The 17,668-nt window shown below is 64.8% G+C and carries 20 protein-coding genes, 1 tRNA gene and 1 pseudogene; 9 read left to right on the top strand and 13 right to left on the bottom strand.

All coding sequences use genetic code 11. The annotated features are described in order from the left end of the window. Positions 1-7: 7 nt before the first annotated feature. Positions 8-538: a GNAT family N-acetyltransferase gene (locus tag CV102_RS05365; protein WP_148856859.1), complete on the bottom strand. Its 531-nt coding sequence runs from the start codon at positions 536-538 to the stop codon at positions 8-10. Positions 539-649: 111 nt separating this feature from the next. Between CV102_RS05365 and CV102_RS05360 the strand changes: the two genes are divergently transcribed. Beyond that, positions 650-2,011, top strand: a complete 1,362-nt coding sequence (locus CV102_RS05360) for an oxidoreductase (protein ID WP_148856858.1) — start codon at positions 650-652, stop codon at positions 2,009-2,011. Positions 2,012-2,026: 15 nt separating this feature from the next. Here CV102_RS05360 and CV102_RS05355 read toward each other — a convergent pair whose 3' ends face one another. The 3 genes from CV102_RS05355 to CV102_RS05345 all read right to left on the bottom strand — a co-directional run bounded on the left by CV102_RS05355 (position 2,027) and on the right by CV102_RS05345 (position 3,900). Continuing rightward, positions 2,027-2,770, bottom strand: coding sequence for a rhodanese-like domain-containing protein (locus CV102_RS05355; protein ID WP_148856857.1), 744 nt, complete (start codon positions 2,768-2,770; stop codon positions 2,027-2,029). Positions 2,771-2,908: 138 nt separating this feature from the next. Beyond that, a tRNA-Gln gene (locus CV102_RS05350) sits at positions 2,909-2,981 on the bottom strand. 133 nt (positions 2,982-3,114) lie between these two features. Then, positions 3,115-3,900 carry a homing endonuclease associated repeat-containing protein gene (locus CV102_RS05345; RefSeq protein ID WP_148856856.1) on the bottom strand — a complete coding sequence of 262 codons (786 nt, stop codon included), beginning with the start codon at positions 3,898-3,900 and terminating at the stop codon, positions 3,115-3,117. A gap of 105 nt (positions 3,901-4,005) precedes the next feature. On the opposite strand from CV102_RS05345, the gene CV102_RS05340 reads away from it, so the two are divergent. Next, a complete protein-coding gene (locus tag CV102_RS05340) occupies positions 4,006-4,596 on the top strand; it encodes an IMP cyclohydrolase (RefSeq protein WP_148856855.1) in 591 nt (196 codons plus the stop codon). A 55-nt stretch (positions 4,597-4,651) separates the two neighbouring features. After that, a complete protein-coding gene (locus CV102_RS05335) occupies positions 4,652-5,380 on the top strand; it encodes an SDR family NAD(P)-dependent oxidoreductase (protein WP_148856854.1) in 729 nt (242 codons plus the stop codon). 125 nt (positions 5,381-5,505) lie between these two features. Here the strand turns inward: CV102_RS05335 and CV102_RS05330 are convergent, their stop codons facing one another. Together CV102_RS05330 and CV102_RS27200 are read right to left on the bottom strand one after the other, a co-directional pair. Continuing rightward, positions 5,506-6,339, bottom strand: coding sequence for a class I SAM-dependent methyltransferase (locus tag CV102_RS05330; protein WP_148856853.1), 834 nt, complete (start codon positions 6,337-6,339; stop codon positions 5,506-5,508). A gap of 112 nt (positions 6,340-6,451) precedes the next feature. Beyond that, positions 6,452-7,204: pseudogene (locus CV102_RS27200) on the bottom strand (helix-turn-helix transcriptional regulator); the annotation flags it as partial. Positions 7,205-7,334: 130 nt separating this feature from the next. Here CV102_RS27200 and CV102_RS05320 point away from each other — a divergent pair. Further along, positions 7,335-8,150 carry a helix-turn-helix transcriptional regulator gene (locus CV102_RS05320; RefSeq protein ID WP_187432862.1) on the top strand — a complete coding sequence of 272 codons (816 nt, stop codon included), beginning with the start codon at positions 7,335-7,337 and terminating at the stop codon, positions 8,148-8,150. Positions 8,151-8,192: 42 nt separating this feature from the next. Here the strand turns inward: CV102_RS05320 and CV102_RS05315 are convergent, their stop codons facing one another. Further along, positions 8,193-9,350, bottom strand: coding sequence for a pyridoxal phosphate-dependent aminotransferase (locus CV102_RS05315; protein ID WP_148856852.1), 1,158 nt, complete (start codon positions 9,348-9,350; stop codon positions 8,193-8,195). Between the two features lie 129 nt (positions 9,351-9,479). Between CV102_RS05315 and CV102_RS05310 the strand changes: the two genes are divergently transcribed. Both CV102_RS05310 and cysE read left to right on the top strand, forming a co-directional pair. Next, positions 9,480-10,148: a metallophosphoesterase family protein gene (locus CV102_RS05310; RefSeq protein WP_148856851.1), complete on the top strand. Its 669-nt coding sequence runs from the start codon at positions 9,480-9,482 to the stop codon at positions 10,146-10,148. Between the two features lie 251 nt (positions 10,149-10,399). Continuing rightward, entirely contained in the window at positions 10,400-10,909 is a 510-nt protein-coding gene (gene cysE, locus CV102_RS05305; protein ID WP_148856850.1) for a serine O-acetyltransferase, read from the top strand. A gap of 24 nt (positions 10,910-10,933) precedes the next feature. Here the strand turns inward: cysE and CV102_RS05300 are convergent, their stop codons facing one another. Continuing rightward, on the bottom strand, positions 10,934-11,323 hold the full coding sequence (locus CV102_RS05300) for a hypothetical protein (RefSeq protein ID WP_148856849.1): 390 nt from the start codon (positions 11,321-11,323) through the stop codon (positions 10,934-10,936). 89 nt (positions 11,324-11,412) lie between these two features. After that, the gene (locus tag CV102_RS05295; protein ID WP_148856848.1) at positions 11,413-12,813 is read right to left on the bottom strand and encodes a phosphoglucomutase/phosphomannomutase family protein; all 1,401 of its coding nucleotides are present in this window, start codon (positions 12,811-12,813) and stop codon (positions 11,413-11,415) included. Between the two features lie 122 nt (positions 12,814-12,935). On the opposite strand from CV102_RS05295, the gene CV102_RS05290 reads away from it, so the two are divergent. Both CV102_RS05290 and CV102_RS05285 read left to right on the top strand, forming a co-directional pair. Next, positions 12,936-13,523 carry an NADPH-dependent FMN reductase gene (locus tag CV102_RS05290; RefSeq protein ID WP_148856847.1) on the top strand — a complete coding sequence of 196 codons (588 nt, stop codon included), beginning with the start codon at positions 12,936-12,938 and terminating at the stop codon, positions 13,521-13,523. Between the two features lie 192 nt (positions 13,524-13,715). Beyond that, the gene (locus CV102_RS05285) at positions 13,716-14,282 is read left to right on the top strand and encodes a hypothetical protein (RefSeq protein ID WP_148856846.1); all 567 of its coding nucleotides are present in this window, start codon (positions 13,716-13,718) and stop codon (positions 14,280-14,282) included. A 193-nt stretch (positions 14,283-14,475) separates the two neighbouring features. Here CV102_RS05285 and CV102_RS05280 read toward each other — a convergent pair whose 3' ends face one another. From CV102_RS05280 to larB, 3 genes are all read right to left on the bottom strand, one after another. Then, complete coding sequence (locus CV102_RS05280) at positions 14,476-14,730, bottom strand: GIY-YIG nuclease family protein (RefSeq protein ID WP_148856845.1); 255 nt, start codon at positions 14,728-14,730, stop codon at positions 14,476-14,478. 102 nt (positions 14,731-14,832) lie between these two features. Then, the gene (locus CV102_RS27370; protein WP_252488735.1) at positions 14,833-14,982 is read right to left on the bottom strand and encodes a DUF7563 family protein; all 150 of its coding nucleotides are present in this window, start codon (positions 14,980-14,982) and stop codon (positions 14,833-14,835) included. Between the two features lie 122 nt (positions 14,983-15,104). Further along, a complete protein-coding gene (larB, locus tag CV102_RS05275) occupies positions 15,105-15,863 on the bottom strand; it encodes a nickel pincer cofactor biosynthesis protein LarB (protein ID WP_148856844.1) in 759 nt (252 codons plus the stop codon). Positions 15,864-16,127: 264 nt separating this feature from the next. Between larB and CV102_RS05270 the strand changes: the two genes are divergently transcribed. Further along, the gene (locus CV102_RS05270; RefSeq protein WP_086888072.1) at positions 16,128-16,295 is read left to right on the top strand and encodes a DUF1931 family protein; all 168 of its coding nucleotides are present in this window, start codon (positions 16,128-16,130) and stop codon (positions 16,293-16,295) included. 200 nt (positions 16,296-16,495) lie between these two features. On the opposite strand, the gene fni is transcribed toward CV102_RS05270, so the two are convergent. Further along, on the bottom strand, positions 16,496-17,554 hold the full coding sequence (fni, locus tag CV102_RS05265; RefSeq protein ID WP_148856843.1) for a type 2 isopentenyl-diphosphate Delta-isomerase: 1,059 nt from the start codon (positions 17,552-17,554) through the stop codon (positions 16,496-16,498). Positions 17,555-17,668: the final 114 nt, after the last annotated feature.

Genomic DNA, 17,668 nt, shown 5'->3' with positions numbered 1-17,668 from the left:
CGGTCACTTACCCCTCGAACCACTCCTCGGCCAGCAGTCCGTACCGATGGAGGTCGACGCGGTCACCCTCGACGAACGCCTCGTCGCGGAGCCGCCCCTCCTCGGTGAACCCCGCCTTCTCGAGGACGCGACGCGAGGCGGGGTTGGTCTCGTACACGCTGGCCGACACCTTCTCGAATCGTCGTTCGGCGAACGCGTAGCGACACGCCTGCGAGACCGCGTCCGTTGCGTACCCCTCTCCCCAGTGATCCGGATCGATCATGTAGCCGAGTTCGGTCGTCCCCCAGGTTTCGTTAGGCTCGTACAGCCCGATCGATCCCACGGGCTCCCCGTCGACGGCGATCACGAACTGCAGTTCCTCGGCGTCGTCGAGCGACTCGATCCGCTCGCGCTTCTGGGTTCGGTTCAGCGGGTCGGCGGTCCCGAGGTAGCGACGGATCCGCGGATCGTTGACGAGGCCAGCCAGGAACGCGGCGTCGTCGCACTCGATCGGTCGCAGTTCCACGAGGTCGCCTCGAAGAAAGGTCACACCCGGCATACCCTCCGATCGGCTCCGGTATACTTGAAACCGGGGGCGGTGTGTCAGCCGGTGTCATCGGTTGCGGAGGCGGCGCTACCCTCTTGTGCGGCGACGTGATACGTTTCAGGCATGGCGACCCTCGAGGAGCCGCTCGAGATCGGCGGCGTCGAGATTCCGAACCGGCTCTACCGCGCGCCGCTGCTCGAGTGCGCCGGCAACGGTCCGGACGCCGTCGAGACGCTAATCGAGGACCTCGAACCGGCCGCCGCGTCGGGCGTCGGCCTCGTCTGCCAGGGGGCGACGATCGTTCGCGGTGACGGCGGCTGCGCGGCGCCGGGGATGACGCGCGTCCACGATCCCGACTTCGTCTCCCGGCTGTCGAAGCTGACCGACCGCATCCACGACCACGGCGGCCGAATTTTCCTGCAACTCGAGCACGGCGGACTGCGGAGCATGGAGACCTGGCACGCCGAGTACCGCCGCGAGCATCCGGACCTCGAGCAACTCGCGGTCTCGGAGCCGCCCTGGCAGCTGCGGGCACTCGACCGCGCGGGGTTTCTCTCGTACGATCCGCACGTCCTCACGACCGAGGAGGTGTACGAGCTGGCCGCGGATTTCGGTCGCGCGGCGGGCCACGCCGCCGACGCGGGCTACGATGGAATTCACCTCGCGGGCGCGAACATGGGAATCGTCCAGCAGTTCCTCTCGCCGTTCTACAACCGGCGCGACGACCAGTTCGGGGGGTCGCCCGAGGCTCGACTCCGATTTCTCGCGGTCGTCCACGACGAGATCCGCGACCGGGCCGGCGACGTGCCGCTGATCACGAAGGTCCCGGCCGAGACGCCCGCCCCGCCCGCGCCGGTCGTCCGGCAGAAGCTGTCGCTCGAGGACGGCGTCGAGATCGCCCGACGGCTCGAGCGGATCGGCTACGACGCGGTCGTTCCCGTCCGGACATCGGTCGTCTGGGACATGAGCATCACCAGGGGGGAGTACCCCGACCGGGCCTGGGAGAACGAGGCCTTACAGGAGGAGTACGACGCGGCCTTCGGCGGGGCGCTGCGGAAACGGCTCGTGTCCGCGGCGAATCGCGTGCAGGCGCTCCAGTACGACTTCGAGCCGGCCTGGAACGAGGATTTCTGCCGCCGTGTTCGCGAGCAGGTGTCGATCCCCGTCCTCGCCGAAGGCGGGATTCGCGAACGCGAGGAGATGGATCGACTTCTGGGAAAGGACAGCAAGCGCGACGACGAACCGACGGCCTGCGACATGGTCGGCATGGCGCGTCCGTTCTACGCCGAGCCGCGACTCGGCGCACGGCTGCTCGAGACGGAGCGTGAGAGCCGGGAGAGGAACGAAACCGCGCGCGTCCTCTGTGAGAGCTGTAACAACTGTACGGTACCGCAGGTGACCGGCGCGCCGGGGATCTGCCGGACGCCAGCGATCCTGCAGAGACGGGGCGAGCTCGAGCGCGAGGGTGCGTACGAACGGCCCTGATTCGGAATCGTGGCGTCAGGCAGCAATAACGTCGCTCGTCGCTTCCTCGAGCGTCAGTTCGCGGGTGTAGTCCGGAGCGTCGACCTCGAGCAGCGACTCCTCGTCGAGGCCGGTGAAGTGAAGCGTCAGTTCGTAACTGCCGTCGTCGCCGACGAGGCTCAGTTCGCTCTGGTCCGTCTCGAGGGTTCGAATCCGAACGGATTCCCCGGCGTAAGCGGGGTCCGAACGGCCCTGGACCTGGTACGCGGTGAGGCTCTGTGTCGCCTGTTCGCCGTCGACTGGATAGCCCTGGTTGACCCACGCCTCGAGGCCCTCGTCGAGCGCGTAGACGTTCTCGTAGCCGGCGTCGATCAGCGACGCCGCCCGCTGTCCGGCGAGGGCGTGCGGACAGACGCAGTAGGTGACGATGCGATCGTCCGCGGACCAGTCGTCGACCGGATCGTCCGAGACGCCGTCGGGAGCCCTGCTGAAGACGGCGCCCGTGATTCGGAGGTCGTCGTACTGGTCGGCACCGCGGGCGTCGACCATGCGAGCCTCCTGGCGCTGGTACCAGTAGACGACGTCCTCGAGCGGAGCGAGCGGGACGTCGACGCCGTCGATCGAGAACGTGTCGTAGGCGTCGGTGTCGATCGATCGCTCCTCGGGTTCGGACTCCGGTTCCGGTCCGTAGCCGTCCGCGGAGTTGTCGTCACCGGAACAGCCCGCGACGATCGTGGCGCCCGTCGTCGCCCCCACAGCGAGAAACTGTCGTCGTCTCATTGGAACTCTTTAGAGACGGTAGCTCAATATGGATTCTGGTCGGGGAACGTCGGCTCGGTCGACTGGATACCCCTTCGTTTCGACTGGAGATCGAGAGACAGCGCTAGGAGAGGTCTCGAAACGAAGTGAAACGAGAAGTAGTCCATCCTGGATTCGAACCAGGGTCGAAGCCCCCAGAAGGCTTCAGGATTGGCCGCTACCCCAATGGACTGACATGCTCCCGTTGGCTTCGGTCACCAACGGCGTACCAGTCTGTAGATGGCGTCCGTATTAGAGTGTTACGAACTCGGTCGCGGCTCGGGGTGGGTACGGAGCGTGGTCAGATCACAGTCTTCTGGCTGTGATTAGCGCGTCAGCACGTCTGCATGTGCCTTTCGATGACAGTTCGCACAGAGAACGCGGCACCGTTCGATTTCGGTGCGGATCCGTTCTTTCGTTCGATCGTCGGAGATCAATCGTGCGACGGTCGCCTCCTTGGTCTCGGCTTCGTGGTGGAAATCCAGACAGGCGGGGTTCGACTCTCGACACCGATCGCACCCGTGCCTGCGTTTTCGATCGTGAGCCCATTTTCGCAGTTCCCGTTCCGGCGGTTCGTGGTGGACGATCCGGTGGCAGTTGGCGCACAGTACGATACACTTCGCGATCTCGGCGCGGAGCGCCTCTGTCCCGTAGCCGAAGGTAACCATTCGTCCGACCGCCATCTCTTTCGTCGTTTCGTTGACGTGGTGGAAGTCCAGACACGCGGCGGTGTCGACGCCACATCGTAAACAGCCCCGGTCGCGTTTTTGTTCGTCGAGCCAGGAACGGAGGCGAGCGCGGCGGCGTAACGTTCGATCCGTATTCCGTTCGGCGTTTCGGTAGTGCCATCGCTGGTCGACAGAGAGGTCGTCCCAGTCGCAGTCAGGAGGGAGTTCGACACCGTCAGGTCTCGGCAGAACGCGGGAGCCAGTAGACGGAGCGGTGTCCAGCCCTGCTTTTTCTTTCGCATCGTTCCAGCCGCCACACGTTCGGATTATCGTCGCCGATGCAGGCGTCAATCCGAGCTCCTCGTACTGCGCCTTCGTCGGCGATTCCCCGAGCTGCTCGGCCGCCCGTCGCAGGGCCTCGAGACACGCCGCTTCCGTCGTCATGCCGACGTTAGTCGCGCCATCCGATATAAACCTGCACAGCGGCGAGTCGTCGACGATCGTGCACAAACCGACACGCATTTTTCCCGCGGCTGTGCACCCACGTGTATGTACGTCGGACGATTCGTCGTCGTCGGCCCCGAGGTCGGCGCCTACCGCGTCTCCTCACGCTCGTTCCCGAACCGCGAAATCACCGCTCGAGACGAAGCGCTCACCGTCGGTCCCACCGCGGACGCCCCCGAGACCGACAACCCGTACGTCTCCTACAACTGCCTGCGCGTCGTCGAGACGCCGACGGGCGAGACCGCCGCCTTCGGCAACGGCTCGCACGTCGATCCGATCGCGGAGAAACTCGAGCTCGGCTACCCCGCCCGAGACGCCCTCGCGGAGAGCCTGCTCGCGCTGGACTACGAAAAGGACGACTACGACACGCCCCGCATCGCGGCGACGATCGGGGGCGACGGCGAGGCGCTGATCGGCACCGTCCGGAAGGACGCCCTCCTCGTCGAGACCGTCGACGAGCCGACGCTCGTCGCTACGTACGAGACGAACGCGCCGGAGCCGATCGACCTCGAGGCCGACACCGCTGAGGACGCGGCGAGCGAGGTCTACGACCTCGAGTTCGAGCACGCGGTCTGTGCGGCCGGCGTCGCGCGGACCGACGACGGCTTCGAGACGGCGATCGAGAACGGCGACTGAACGGCGGAGGCGAGCGGCCGGAACTGCAAAGCCGCTCCCCGCGTCTCGTACCGATATGCCCGCTGCACTCGTCACCGGATCGTCCAGAGGAATCGGAAGCGCGATCGCCCGTCGGTTCGCCGCCGACGGTTACGACGTCGCCGTCAACTACCACTCGAGCGAGGACGCCGCGAGACGAGTCGCCGACGAGATCCGCGACCAGGGACAGGCGGCGATCGTCGTCGGCGCGGACGTCTCGGACCCCGACGAGGCCGCTCGACTGGTCGACGCCGCCGGAGAGACGTTCGGCGGTCTAGATCACGTCGTCAACAACGCCGGAATCGACCAGCACGTGTACACGGAACATCTCGAGCCGGCCGACTTCGATCGGATCATGGACGTCAACGTCAACTCCGCGTTCAACGTCACGAAGGCCGCGCTCTCTCACCTCCAGGAATCTGAGGACGACCCCTCGGTGACGAACATTTCCTCGATTCTCGCCCATACCGGCGCAGCGATCGAGTGTCACTACGCCTCCTCGAAAGGAGCGCTGCTCTCGCTTACCAGGAGTCACGCGGAGGATTTCGCGCCCGAAATCCGGGTAAACGCGGTCGCGCCGGGCCACGTCGAGACGGACATGACGAGCGATCGGACGCCCGAGGAGAAACGCGAGGAACTGGCGCGGATTCCAGTCGACCGGTACGGACAGCCCGAAGACATCGCCGACGCGGTCGCCTATCTCCGCGACGCGACCTTCGTCACGGGCGAGACGCTGAACGTGAACGGCGGCGAACTGATGCAGTAGCGCTCGGCGTTCAGTACCAGTAGGTTGTGGTATCGCTGATGTTCGTAGAATCGCGCTGAATACCGAGTACATGCCTCGTGCTGTCTTCACTGTCAGGCACACATCTCAAAAGAGCGCATCGGCCGCTACCGCTCCCTCTCTGCGGTGACGACGTACGATTCCATCGGCGAGACGATTCCTTCGTCGTCAATGTACGCGTGTAATGCATCCTCGACCTCTCGGATCAGTTCGTCCCGGACCTCTTGCTCGACGGCTGCGATCGAGTTGGCGAGCGGCGAGCTAGCCGCCTCGCGGCGGACGAACTCCGCAACCGACGGATAGCGCACAGAGCCGATCTCGATGGTGACTGAGACGTCATCGAACCCCGCATCGTGGACGAGTGTTCGGAGGCCCTCCCCGTCCCATGGAGGGAACGGAGAGCGCATCATTTCTCCGGCTTCGTCTCCGATGTGTCGCTCCAAGGCGTCGGCTAACACGACGTATGCAGGCTGGTAGTCGAGCGATCGCCAAACGCTCAGCGTCACACGTCCATCCGGTTCGAGAACCCGACGCATCTCCCCGACTGCAGCGCCAGGTTCGTCGAAGAACTGGAGGGCCTGTTGACAGCAGACGACGTCGAACCCCTCGTCGGAGAACGGAAGGTCGGTCGCGTCACCCTGTCGCCACTCGATCGACGGCTGGGTGTCGACAGCGGCTTCCGCTGCCACTGCAAGCATCTCTTCGTTGCTGTCGAGCCCTACGATGGATCCGCTGGTACCAACCCGGGATGCGACACGACGTGACACGATGCCAGTCCCACAGGCGACGTCCAGGACTCGATCTCCCTCGTGTATCTCGCCAGTCTCGATCAGCCGGTCTGCCCATGGTGCGAAAATCGGTGGCACGAGATACTGTTCGTAGGCCTCGGAAGCACTCTGTTCGACCTGCCAGCCGGCCGATCGACGTGCGTGATTACTCATGAACTCTCACCACGAGTTCGGGTACGCCGCGAACAGAAGTATAAATGCCTAGTGAAATATTTCACGCCCTGAAAGCATCGTCGGCGAGGGAATTCGAGTCGGAGAGCCTCGATTAGTGGACCGATTCGACCGAGAGGAGGTCAGTTTCGTCATCGAGCGGTCGGATCTCATCCCGGAACTGTTCGTAGTACGACTCCGCCCACGCGCGCATCTCGTCGCTCCCGGTGTCAACGAGTGACTGCAACGCCCCCGTCTCCGTGTCGTAACAGCAGATGCTGACCCGATCATCGAACAGGCAGATCCCACATCGGTCGTCGAGCGGAAGGTCGTCGTGCAGTAAGACGGTGTAGTTGGCGCGCGTCGCCGTCTCCACGACCGTTTCTTCGTCCCACGAGAGGAGGTCCTCGAAAACGGCGGACGGGTAGATGTATTCACACTCCCTGCCATCCAGGACGTGGTCGAAGAACGGCTCTAAATTCCCCGATTTGAGCAGTGCCATGCCGAACCCGCGCATCGTTTCCGTCGTTGTGATGGGCTTCGTGAGCCGTTCGATCGGTTTGTAGGGATAGCCGGGCCCTGGCTGGAGATCACCATATCAGTGAACAGCTCAACGCTGAAGCCGTTGAACTCGCGTGGCAACCATGGCCAGATCTCGCGGAGCCGCCGCCGATACGTCATCGCCTCCGTGAAGTCCTCGAACTGATCGGCCACGAACTCACCCAGCCCGGTCAGCTGGTACGTCTTCCATCTCGTTCGATCCAGTGGCGACCTGGAAGTCGGTGAGGATTCGGCCCATAGTCGGGGAGGACGCTCCCGTTGCGGTGCGCAGTTCGTCTCGGTCACACGAACCCCTATTCAGAGCGTTGAATCGTAATAGAGGGTTCTCGTTGGTGAACCTCCTGTCCCAGTATCGAGGGAGGAAACCGGTTCAATTTCCTTTTTATCAGCGATTGAGAGGCCCCAATAGTTTTTGTGCGAGTTTGCGTACCTATACCATGGTGACAGATAGCACAGTACACTGGTACACAGACTCGCCGATCGGTGACATCGCGTATCTCACACGGTCAGAACACCGCATCCCGGCACTCGTCGCGCTGACAGAACGTCCCCGGAGTCGCTCTGAACTCTGCGAGTTGACCGGCGTCTCCTCGTCGACGATACGACGGACGCTGACCGAATTCGAAGACCGGCGCTGGATCCGCAAAGACGGGTACGAGTACGTGGCAACCCGACTCGGAGAGGCGATCGCATCCGAGATGGACGGTCTAATCGACCGGGTCGAAACCGAGCGAAAGTTACGTAACGTCTGGCACTGGCTCCCCGATGCAGTCAGTGAGTTTCCCATCGAGACGTGGGCGGAACTGAACGTAACTGTCGCCGACTCCAATGCCCCGTACCGTCCGGTGACCCGATTCGAGTCGCTTCTCCAGAAGACGACCACGGTACGATATCTCCGACCCGAGGTTGCGTTGATGGAACCCTGTTTCGACGTTCTCTACCGACAGGTCCACGACGGCGTCGACGTGACGCTGATCGACCGACCAAACTGCCACACATACTTTCTGTCGACGTACCCGGAGCGCAGTTCTGAACTATTACAACAGGACAATTTCACGGTGCTCGAGCACGACGAATTACCGCCATACGGAACTGGGCTTCTCGACGAACGCGTCACCATTAGTTGTTACGAGCAGGAGAGCGGAACAGTTCAGGCAGTGATCGATACCGACGCACCGCCAGTCCGCGGGTGGGCACAATCGGTCTACGAAAACTACCTCTCCGATGCTCGACCGATCGAATCCCGACTGTAGCGTGACGATCCCAGCGACGATATGTGACCTGTACTTGATTTGCTACTGGTACGTTTCTAGCCCGGCCTCGAGCCGATCGAACCCCTCCTCGAGCCGGTCGCGGGAGTTCGCGAACGAGAGTCGCAGCCGTCCCGGCGCCGCGTCGCCGAAGCCGTCTCCCGGAGCGAGCACGACGCCGTGTTCCTCGAGCAGGTATTTCGCGATCGAGAGGCTGTCGTCGTCGATTCCCGGGTCGAGAAACGCGTAGAACGCACCCTCTGGTCGGGGACAGGAGAGACCGTCGATCTCGGCGACGCGGTCGACGACGAGGTCTCGACGGCGGCGGAACTCCCGGTACATCTCCTCGAACGGCTCCTGGGGTCCCGTGAGCGCGGCGATCGCGGCGTGCTGGGCCACGCTCGAGGCGCAGGCGGTCGTCGACTCGTGGATCTTGACGACCTCGTCGATCAGGTGGCCGTCGCCCGCGAGCCACCCCAGTCGCCAGCCGGTCATCGCGTACGTCTTCGAACAGGAGCCGACAGTGAGCACGTGGTCGGGATGGCCGGTGTAGGCTGCGATCCCCTCCGCTCTACCGTCGTAGGTGAGCCCGAGGTACACCTCGTCGGCGATCACGTACGCGTCGTGGTCGGCGGCGGCCTCGACGACCGCGCGACACTCGTCGGGATCGAAGACGCGGCCGGTCGGATTGGACGGCGTCGTGAGCACGACCGCCGCGGTGTCGTCGCTCATCGCGTCGATAACGCGGTCGGCGTCGAGGCCGAACCCCGACTCGGCCGGCATCGGCACCTCGCGGAACGAGCCGTCCGCGAGGAACGCCTGCGTTTCGTAGTTCGGCCACGTCGGCCCGGGGACGACGAGTTCCTCGCCGGGCGACACCGTCGCCAGGACCGCGAGGTGGAGCGCTTCCATCCCGCCGACCGTGACGACGATCTCGTCCGGGTCGTGTCTGACGCCGAAATCGTCGGCCAGCGTGTCGCTGATCGCGCGCCGACACGCCGGCAGCCCCGCGTTCGGGGTGTAGTGCGTCGCTCCGTCGTGGGCGGCGCGTGCAGCCGCGTCGACGACGTGTTCGGGCGTATCGAAATCTGGCTCTCCAACCTCGAGTCGGACGAGGTCGCCGTCGTGGCGTTCCGCGAGGTCGAACATGACGCGAATGCTCGAGCGTTCGGCTCGGCGGACTCGATCCGTTGGTGTGGGCATACGTCACAAACGGAGATTTGCTTCAAAAGGGATTGGGTGCCGGAAATCGCTGGTCTCTCTGGCTCGTCGTCGTGGTTGGTCGTCGGTTCCGGCCAACCTACATGGACCTGGCTCCTGTTAGTCTCGTTCATGCAGGTCGGACTCATCTCGGACATCCATGGCAACCGGGTCGCCCTCGAGGCCGTTCTCGAAGATATGCCGCCCGTCGACGGCCTCTACTGTGCGGGCGACGTCGTCGGCTACAACCCCTGGCCCGCGGAGTGCGTCGACGAGATCCGGAAGCGCGGGATTCCGACCGTCCTCGGGAACCACGACGCCGCAGTCGCCGAGGGGACCGCGTTCCGATTCAACAGCATGGCACGGGCCGGCGTCGAGCACGCGATCGAACAGCTGTCGGACGAACAACTGGCGTGGCTCGCCGACCTCCCCGACGAACGCCTCGCGTGCGACGGTCGACTGAAACTCGTCCACGGGCATCCGGACGACCCGCAGCGGTATACGCGGTACACGTATCCGGAGGGGTTCTCCCCGCGACTGCTCGAGGACGAGGACGTGCTCGTGCTGGGCCACACTCACGTCCAGCACGCCGAGCGATACGCGGAGGGCATCGTCGTCAACCCCGGTAGCGTAGGCCAGCCCCGCGATGGCGATCCGCGAGCGGCCTACGCGGTCGCCGACCTCGACGCGATGACCGTCGAGACCCACCGCGTCGAGTACGATATCGAGGCGGTCACGAACGCCGTCGCGGCCGCGGGGCTACCGACGCGAATCGGAACGCGCCTCGAGCGTGGCAAGTAACTCGGCCCCGTTCGGGAGGCGACCGATCGGTGCTACCGACGGTTCGTGTCACGGCGTCCCGAGCGCAGCAACGAAGCGGTCCCTTTTAGACCATCGATCGAAGTAGTGCCAGCAATGTCTCTTCCCGGCCACACCGCGCGTATCGATGGAACTCCCTCCGAACCCGCTGTGGCCCGCTGTCGTCGCTCAGAACCAGCGCTGTCGAACGCGAGAACAGTCCGCCTCGAACCCGCTGGCAACCTCGAGCACAGATGATCGGCAAATTCCGCGAAGACGTCCGGGCGATGTGCGATCGCGACCCCGCGGCGACCGGGTGTCGCGTCGTCTGGCTGACCTATCCGGGCGTCCACGCTATCTGGGGACACCGGATCGCGCACCGGCTCTGGAACCGGGGGTTTGAGCTCATCGCCCGCGTATTCGCCTACTTCGTCCGCCTGCTGACCGGCGTCGAGATCCATCCCGCCGCGACGGTCGGGGAGCGCGTCACCATCGACCACGGGATGGGCGTCGTTATCGGCGAGACGGCCGAGGTCGGCGACGACGTCCACATGTATCACGGCGTCACCCTCGGTGGGGATACGAACGAACCGGTCAAGCGTCACCCGACAGTCGAAGATGGGGTCCGAATCGGCGCGAACGCGACGCTGCTCGGTGACATCACGATCGGTGAAGACGCGGCCGTCGGTGCGGGGTCGGTCGTCACCGACGACGTCGAGCCCGATACGACGGTCGCAGGCGTTCCTGCGAAACGGATCGGCTGACGAGAGAAACCGCGAGAACGGCCGTTACGTCTGCTCCTCGTCGACCGTGCCCTCGGAACCGGGCGGCTGATCCGACGCCGGCACGCCGTCTTCGTCCGTGACACTGTCCTCGTCAGCTTCGGACTCCGAGTCCGTCTCACCGACCGCGTCGTCGGTCATCGCCTCCTCGGGATCGGAGACGTAGCCGAGTTCGAACCAAAGTTTGGCCGTACAGTCCATCGGCTGCGTGTCGAGTTCGACGTTCTCCTCGTGTTTGCTCAGGTAGCCGTTACAACGACCGTGCTTGACGACGTTCATCAGCGTCGCTTCGGAGCCACACTCCGGACAGTCGATCGAGTAGGCGCCCTTCCCGGTCTGATGCCAGGCGTCGGGCTCGAGTTCCGTGTACGCCGCTTCCTCGGACCGTTTGCTCATAGTTGAAAGTCGGTTCCCGGGCCGGTAAACGTGAGCCCGGAGTACGCAACCACGAAAACGGGTGATCGAGGGGACGAGCGGCGAGTTCGTTACCCGTCTACGAGCGGTTCGACCAGTTCCTCGCCCGCCTCGAGCAGTTCCTCGACGCGCTCCTCGTCGGTCGCCTCGGCGTACACTCGCAGCTTGGGCTCGGTCCCGCTGGGGCGAACCAGGAGCCAGGAGCCGTCCTCGAGCTGGAGTTTGAAGCCGTCCGCGGTGTTGACGTTCTCGACCGGCGTGCCGGCGACGTCGTCGGGGATCTCGTCCTCGAGGTCGTCGATCACGCGCGCCTTCTCGTGGTCGGGACAGGCGACGCTGATCTTGTCCTGGACGACGGTACCGTGTTCGTCGAGCAGTCGGTCCACGCGGTCGTCGATCGGCTCCTCGGCGTGCATCGCCGCCGCGAGCACCGACAGCAAGACGCCGTCTTTCTCGCGGACGTGACCGCGGATCGTGAAGCCGCCGGACTCCTCGCCGCCGATCAGAGCGTCGTGGTCGGCGATCGCCTTCGCGACCCACTTGAAGCCGACCGGCACCTCGTGGACGTCCTCGTCGTGGGCGGCGGCGACCCGGTCGATCAGGAACGTCGTCGACACCGTCCGGACCACGGGTCCGGAGTCGTTCTCGAGCAGGTAGTCGTACAGCGCGGCGAAGAAGAGGTTCTCGTCCAGGTAGCCCCGCTCGGGGGTCACGACGGCGAGGCGGTCAGCGTCGCCGTCGTTGGCGACTCCGAGGTCGACGTCGGCCGCGTCGTCGGTGACTCGCTCGGCCAGTTCCTCGAGGTTCCTGGGCGCGGGTTCGGGCGCACCGCCGCCGAAGTCGGGGTCCTGGTCACAGCGCAGACAGTCGACGTCGGCGCCGGCCCGCTCGAGGATGGCGTCCGTCGTCCCGCGGCCGCTCCCGTGCATCGCGTCGTAGGCGACGGTCAGCCCGTGGAGATCGGCGCTTCCGGTGGTTTCCTCGACCAGTTCGAGCGCGGCGTCGGCGTGTGGCTCGACGAAGTCGACCTCCTCGGCGGTGCCCTGTTCGTCGGCCGGCAGCGCTTCGGGTTCGGCGAGTCGGTCCTCGATCGCGTCCATAACGTCCGGCAGGGCCGGCGCACCGTCCTCGGGGATGAACTTCACGCCGTTGTACTCCGGCGGGTTGTGCGAGGCGGTGACGACGAGCGCCCCTGCGAGGTCGCGTTCGACGATCGCGTGGGCGAACAGCGGCGTCGGCCGATCCCGCTCCGGGAGAAGCACGTCAAATCCGTTCGCACACAGCACGCGCGTTAGCTCCTCCGCGAAGCCGCGGGAGGTCTCGCGCGCGTCGTAGCCGATCGCGACCGGTCCGTCGCGACCCTCGTCCTGAAGATACGTCGCGACCGCTTGCCCGACCATCCGAACTCGGGGTTCCGTGAACTCCTCGAGTGTTGCCCGCCATCCGTCGGTTCCGAACGAAATCGTCTCCATACCCGCCCCCTCATCGTCCGGTGCGAAAAAGGCGACGCTGGAAGCGTAGTGCCGGGCGGGAGTCGGTCGAGTCCGGCATATGAAGTCAACGGCGTTTTGGCGACCTGCCCGGTAGTACAGTCATGGACACCCCCTCCGTTCTCGCCGTTTCCGGAAGCCTCCGCGACGAGAGCTATACGCGCACGGCGCTGCGATACGTCCTCGACGCCGCCGACGAGGCCGGCGCGGAGACGACCCTGCTCGACTTACAAGAGTACGACCTGCCCGTCTACGACCCCGACGTCGACGACCAGGGTGACGGCGAGGAGGTGATGCGACTCGCCCGCGAGGCCGACGCTATCGCCCTCGGAACGCCGGTCTACCACGGCTCGTACTCCGGCGCGCTGAAGAACTTCCACGACTACTGCGGCTGGGACGAGTACGAGGATACGACCGTCGGCCTGCTCGCGACCGCGGGCGGCGGCAGCTACGGCTCGACGCTCGATCACCTCCGGATTACGGTCCGCGGCGTCCACGGCTGGGTACTCCCCCACCAGGTCGGGATCCGCGGCGCGTCCGGCGAGTTCAACGCGGATCCGGACGCCATCGACGGCCGCGCGTTCGCCGACGAGAAACTCGAGGAGCGAACCCGAAAGCTCGGACGGATGCTCGTCGAGTACGCCTTCATCGAACCAGACGTGAGTTCGCCGCGGACGGCGGCGAACGAGTGACGATCGGTCGTACTGCAGCGCCGTCCCTGCGCTCGATAATCGATCGTTCGCACAGGACAGAGCCACGACAGACAATATTTGCTACTTTTTTACGCGCATCAGGTGTTCTGTTTATGCGTGACAAGCGCCTATCTACGCCCGAAACTACCGCCTCGGTCGAATCGATTGGAGAGTAGTTGATAGGTAATCAAAATGGTTCAATACGAACAGCAACGGAAGATAGCGATAGACCGCCCCTGGATCCGCGCGAGCGGCGTCGGCGCGCTGGTCGGCGGTGCGATGACGGCGATTCTCGGGGCGATCGCACTCACGGATCCGGCACCGTGGGTGTACGATATCATCGACCCGCTTGCAGTGGTCGCGTTCGTCCTGCTCGCGCTGGCGCTGCCCGCTTATTACGTCCACGAACACGCCGGGTTCGGTCGCATCGGATCAATCGGATTCGGCCTTATGGCCGTCGGAATGGTGGTCGTCGCGGTAGCGTTCCCCGCACTCTTCGTCGCGGAACAGGCGTTCCTGGCGTTCGTCGGCGGTTTCCTCGCGGCGTTGGTCGGGGCGATGATCTACGGCTACTCGATGCGGAAAAGCGGATCCGGTTCCCGGTCCGCAGCGGGACTCCTCGTCGCGGCCCTGCCCGTCGGGCTCGCCGTAAGCCTCGGCCTCGCTTCGATAACCGGCGGCATCGTTCCCCCGTGGGCCGGACCCATGGTCCTGTTCGGTCTCGCGTGGGCCGCACTCGGTCGAGATCTCGCGAAGTAACCGGACATCTCCCGTTCGCGTGACGGGAAGCCAATTTTGGACGTTCCGTGCGCGATCCGTGCTTCGCATTCAGCGCGGCTTTGTACGATCCGTCTTCGACGGGAAACCCAGCGTTCGGTACGTATCCGCACGTGACGAATCGACCACCCGAATCCAGTTCTGGTCCTGTAACTCGAGCCCACCGATCGAAAACTCACTCGAGTCCGACCAGCCGTTCCTTCTGCGTCCGCGTTAGTTGTTTGATCTCGTACTCGCGGGACATCGCCGCGGACTTCGACTCGTAGCCCTCGTGGTAGCAAAGCTCCACCGGCGTCCGGCCGCGGGTGTACTTCGCACCGTCTCCCGCATCGTGTTCGGCGACGCGTCGCTCGAGGTCGGTCGTGTAGCCCGTATAGAGCGAGCCGTCGGCGCACTTGAGGACGTAGACGACGTGGTCGGCGTCGGCCATCGGGCGGCAGTACGGCACCGTTCCGTAAAAATCGTCTCGTCCGCGGGTTCGGTAGCTAGGGTCGGGGTCCGGGTTCGTGTTCAGTGGCGATACTCGAACGGGTCAGGAGCCGCGGGCGCGTTCTTTCGCGGCTTCTGCGATCCCAGCGTTCGCCGAACAGCTGACGCAGGCGTGAATCTCGCCGTACTCGTCGGCGAAGACGCGTGCGAAGCGTTCGGACACGTGCGCGTCGCAATGGTCACACTTGGGCATTGGTCACACCGGCTGAAGCCGGCACCCAAAGTTACCCGGTGTGTAAATAAATACTCTTTCCCATACACTGTTTGGCTTTCGAACGACGGAAGAATATTTTTCCTAAACTGGTAGCAATCGGGTCAGTTTCGAGCGTCGTCGAGCGCCCGCGCAATCAGCGTCGCCTGTGCACCTGCGACGAATCCCGCGTCGACGTTGACGACCGACAGCACCGTACAGGACTGAAGCATCCCCGAAAGCGCCGCCTCGCCGTCGCCGGCGTGGCCGTAGCCGCTCGAGACCGGAACGCCGATCACCGGCGTGTCGACGAGGCCGGCGACGACCGTCGGCAGGGCGCCCTCGCGGCCGGCGGCGACGATCAGTACGTCCGTCTCGCGGAGTCGCTCGAGCTGGTCGAGCATCCGGTCGAGCGCCGCGACGCCGATGTCGTCGACGCGATCGATCGTCGCGCCGGCGTCCCGACAGACGGCCGCAGCCTCGTCTGCGACCGGTCCGTCGACGGTTCCCGCGGTGACGATACCGACGGTCGCGTCGAGCGTCGATTGCTCGTGGTCGGCCGTGCGAACGAGCACGGTCGAACTCCAGCGCTCGAGCGTGGCGTCGGGAAACGACTCGAGAAGAGTAGACTCGAGCGTCTCGATCTGTTCGTCGTCGGCCCGGGTGATCAGCGCTCGGCCGGTGGTCTCGAGTGCGGTTTCGGCGAGAGCGACGACCTGGGGGGCGGATTTGCCCGCCGCGAAGATGCCTTCCGGAATCCCGCGGCGCTGCTGTCGGGCGGCGTCGAACCGGCCTGCGTCTCCGGTCACGTAGCCCCTGAGTTCGGCCTCCGCCTCGGTCGGCGAGAGCGAGCCGTCGGCGACGGCCTCGAGGAGTTCGCGCATACCTGCTCTCGGCGACGGACACACTCGAATCCGTCGACCGCCCGTCGAGTCGAGTCGGTTTCGGAAACGCGCGCGAGCAGAGCCAGACCGCGCGCGAGCCGGTTCCTCCGGTTCCAGCGCGGGGAAATCGGATTGGCGAACTCATCAAACATATATTTTCCGGTGAAATGGGGAGGCCAAACAGGCGAACTAACCGCTGCAACCCCGGTATCGTGCGAATTAACCAAAACACTTATAATAGGGAAACAGGAACGGATACAGCGTATGGCAGACCTTATCGTCAAAGCAGCTGTGAAGGAAGCGCTCGATGACAAGAACGTCGCGTCGGACTTCTACGACGCACTCGACGAGGAAGTCGACCAGCTTCTCGAGGACGCCGCACGCCGTGCCGAGGCAAACGACCGGAAGACGGTCCAGCCTCGCGACCTGTAAGACGCGCCACTCGAGATTATTTTTATCGACGCACCGACAGGAGAGTCCCAACTGAAGCCGAGTGCGCAGCGGGCAGACGAAACACCCATCAGCGACAGCGCTGGCCGTCAGTTCGCGATCGAACGGACTGTAACTACCGGTGGCGACGGGAACTGGACTATCTCGTAGCGTCGAGTCACCACAAGAATGGAGGAACCCCGTTAGCGACGCTGCTCGAGGTACTCCTTGGTCCGGCCGGAGACCACGTACTCGGTGTCCCGAAGGTCGTCGATCGAATCCGAGCCGGTGACGAACATCGCCGTCTCGAGTTCGAGCGTGAGCGTCTCGATCAGTTCGGTGACCGCGTCGGCACCCTGCCCCGCTGGCCGGAGGAACGGCTTCGCGAGACCACCGGCGCGTGCGCCGAGCGCGATGGCCTTCGCGACGTCGAGACCGGAGCGGACGCCGCCGCTGGCGATCACGCAGTCGTGGGCCGCGGTGGCCTCGAGCGTGCTCACGGCGGTCGGAATTCCCCACGCTCGGAATAGCTTGCCGACCTGCTCGCGCCTGTCGTCACCGACCGCAGCCGCCCGGTAGGACTCGATTCCCGACCACGTCGTGCCGCCCTGGCCCGCGACGTCGATGGCGTCCACGCCGGCGTCGGCGAGTCGCTGCGCGGTCGATCCGGAGATCCCGTTTCCGGTCTCCTTGACGACGACCGGCACCGAGAGACCGTCGGCGACGCGTTCGATCTCGGCGAGACAGCCGCGGGCGTCGACGTCGCCCTCCGGCTGGACCGCCTCCTGGAGGAAGTTCAGGTGGATCGCCATCGCGTCGGCGTCGATCATCTCCACTGCCTCCTCGACGGCCTCGAGGTCGTACTCGAGCAGTTGTGCGGCGCCGATGTTCCCGTAGAGGACTGCGTCCGGCGCGACCTCGCGGACGACCGTGTAGGACTCGAGCAACTCCTCGTCGTCGAGTTCGAGGCCGGCGCGCTGGCTGCCGACGCCCATCGCGACGTTCGTTCGCTGGGCGGCTTCGGCGAGCGCCCGGTTGATCTTCGTCGTGTTCGGGTGGCCGCCGGTCATGCTCTCGATGACGATCGGCGCGGCCACCTCGGATCCGAACAGGGTCGTCGTCGTGTCGACCTCGTCGCGGTGAATCTCCGGGAGTGCCTCGTGGATCAGTTCGATATCGGCGAACCCCGTTCCCGCCGTCTCGACGTCTTCTTCCTCGATGATGCGAATGTGGTCGTCCTTTCTGTCGGCTGTTTCGGGCATCGAATTGTCTCTACCGAATAACGGACCGAGGGTGTTGAAAAGGTGTCCGTTCACGGTCCGGCGAGTGGTGTGACAGTCGAAAGCCGGGCCCGATTTTTTCACGGTTCCCGACGT

It is taken from the genome of Natronococcus pandeyae (assembly GCF_008122205.1).
Lineage (GTDB): Archaea > Halobacteriota > Halobacteria > Halobacteriales > Natrialbaceae > Natronococcus > Natronococcus pandeyae.
This window is presented reverse-complemented; position numbering and strand designations above follow the sequence as displayed.

Bases quoted from the DNA above. Each gene is read 5' to 3' on its own strand.
- larB (WP_148856844.1), bottom strand. From the start codon at position 15,863: ATGCGCGAACTCCTCGAGGCCGTCGCCGACGGCTCGCTCTCGCCGACC.
- CV102_RS05280 (WP_148856845.1), bottom strand. From the start codon at position 14,730: ATGGCCGACGCCGACCACGTCGTCTACGTCCTCAAGTGCGCCGACGGC.
- fni (WP_148856843.1), bottom strand. From the start codon at position 17,554: ATGCCCGAAACAGCCGACAGAAAGGACGACCACATTCGCATCATCGAG.
- CV102_RS05320 (WP_187432862.1), top strand. From the start codon at position 7,335: ATGGTGACAGATAGCACAGTACACTGGTACACAGACTCGCCGATCGGT.
- CV102_RS05355 (WP_148856857.1), bottom strand. From the start codon at position 2,770: ATGAGACGACGACAGTTTCTCGCTGTGGGGGCGACGACGGGCGCCACG.
- CV102_RS05290 (WP_148856847.1), top strand. From the start codon at position 12,936: ATGGACACCCCCTCCGTTCTCGCCGTTTCCGGAAGCCTCCGCGACGAG.
- CV102_RS05310 (WP_148856851.1), top strand. From the start codon at position 9,480: ATGCAGGTCGGACTCATCTCGGACATCCATGGCAACCGGGTCGCCCTC.
- CV102_RS05360 (WP_148856858.1), top strand. From the start codon at position 650: ATGGCGACCCTCGAGGAGCCGCTCGAGATCGGCGGCGTCGAGATTCCG.
- CV102_RS05335 (WP_148856854.1), top strand. From the start codon at position 4,652: ATGCCCGCTGCACTCGTCACCGGATCGTCCAGAGGAATCGGAAGCGCG.
- CV102_RS05315 (WP_148856852.1), bottom strand. From the start codon at position 9,350: ATGCCCACACCAACGGATCGAGTCCGCCGAGCCGAACGCTCGAGCATT.
- CV102_RS27370 (WP_252488735.1), bottom strand. From the start codon at position 14,982: ATGCCCAAGTGTGACCATTGCGACGCGCACGTGTCCGAACGCTTCGCA.
- CV102_RS05345 (WP_148856856.1), bottom strand. From the start codon at position 3,900: ATGACGACGGAAGCGGCGTGTCTCGAGGCCCTGCGACGGGCGGCCGAG.
- CV102_RS05285 (WP_148856846.1), top strand. From the start codon at position 13,716: ATGGTTCAATACGAACAGCAACGGAAGATAGCGATAGACCGCCCCTGG.
- CV102_RS05330 (WP_148856853.1), bottom strand. From the start codon at position 6,339: ATGAGTAATCACGCACGTCGATCGGCCGGCTGGCAGGTCGAACAGAGT.
- cysE (WP_148856850.1), top strand. From the start codon at position 10,400: ATGATCGGCAAATTCCGCGAAGACGTCCGGGCGATGTGCGATCGCGAC.
- CV102_RS05270 (WP_086888072.1), top strand. From the start codon at position 16,128: ATGGCAGACCTTATCGTCAAAGCAGCTGTGAAGGAAGCGCTCGATGAC.
- CV102_RS05365 (WP_148856859.1), bottom strand. From the start codon at position 538: ATGCCGGGTGTGACCTTTCTTCGAGGCGACCTCGTGGAACTGCGACCG.
- CV102_RS05340 (WP_148856855.1), top strand. From the start codon at position 4,006: ATGTACGTCGGACGATTCGTCGTCGTCGGCCCCGAGGTCGGCGCCTAC.
- CV102_RS05300 (WP_148856849.1), bottom strand. From the start codon at position 11,323: ATGAGCAAACGGTCCGAGGAAGCGGCGTACACGGAACTCGAGCCCGAC.
- CV102_RS05295 (WP_148856848.1), bottom strand. From the start codon at position 12,813: ATGGAGACGATTTCGTTCGGAACCGACGGATGGCGGGCAACACTCGAG.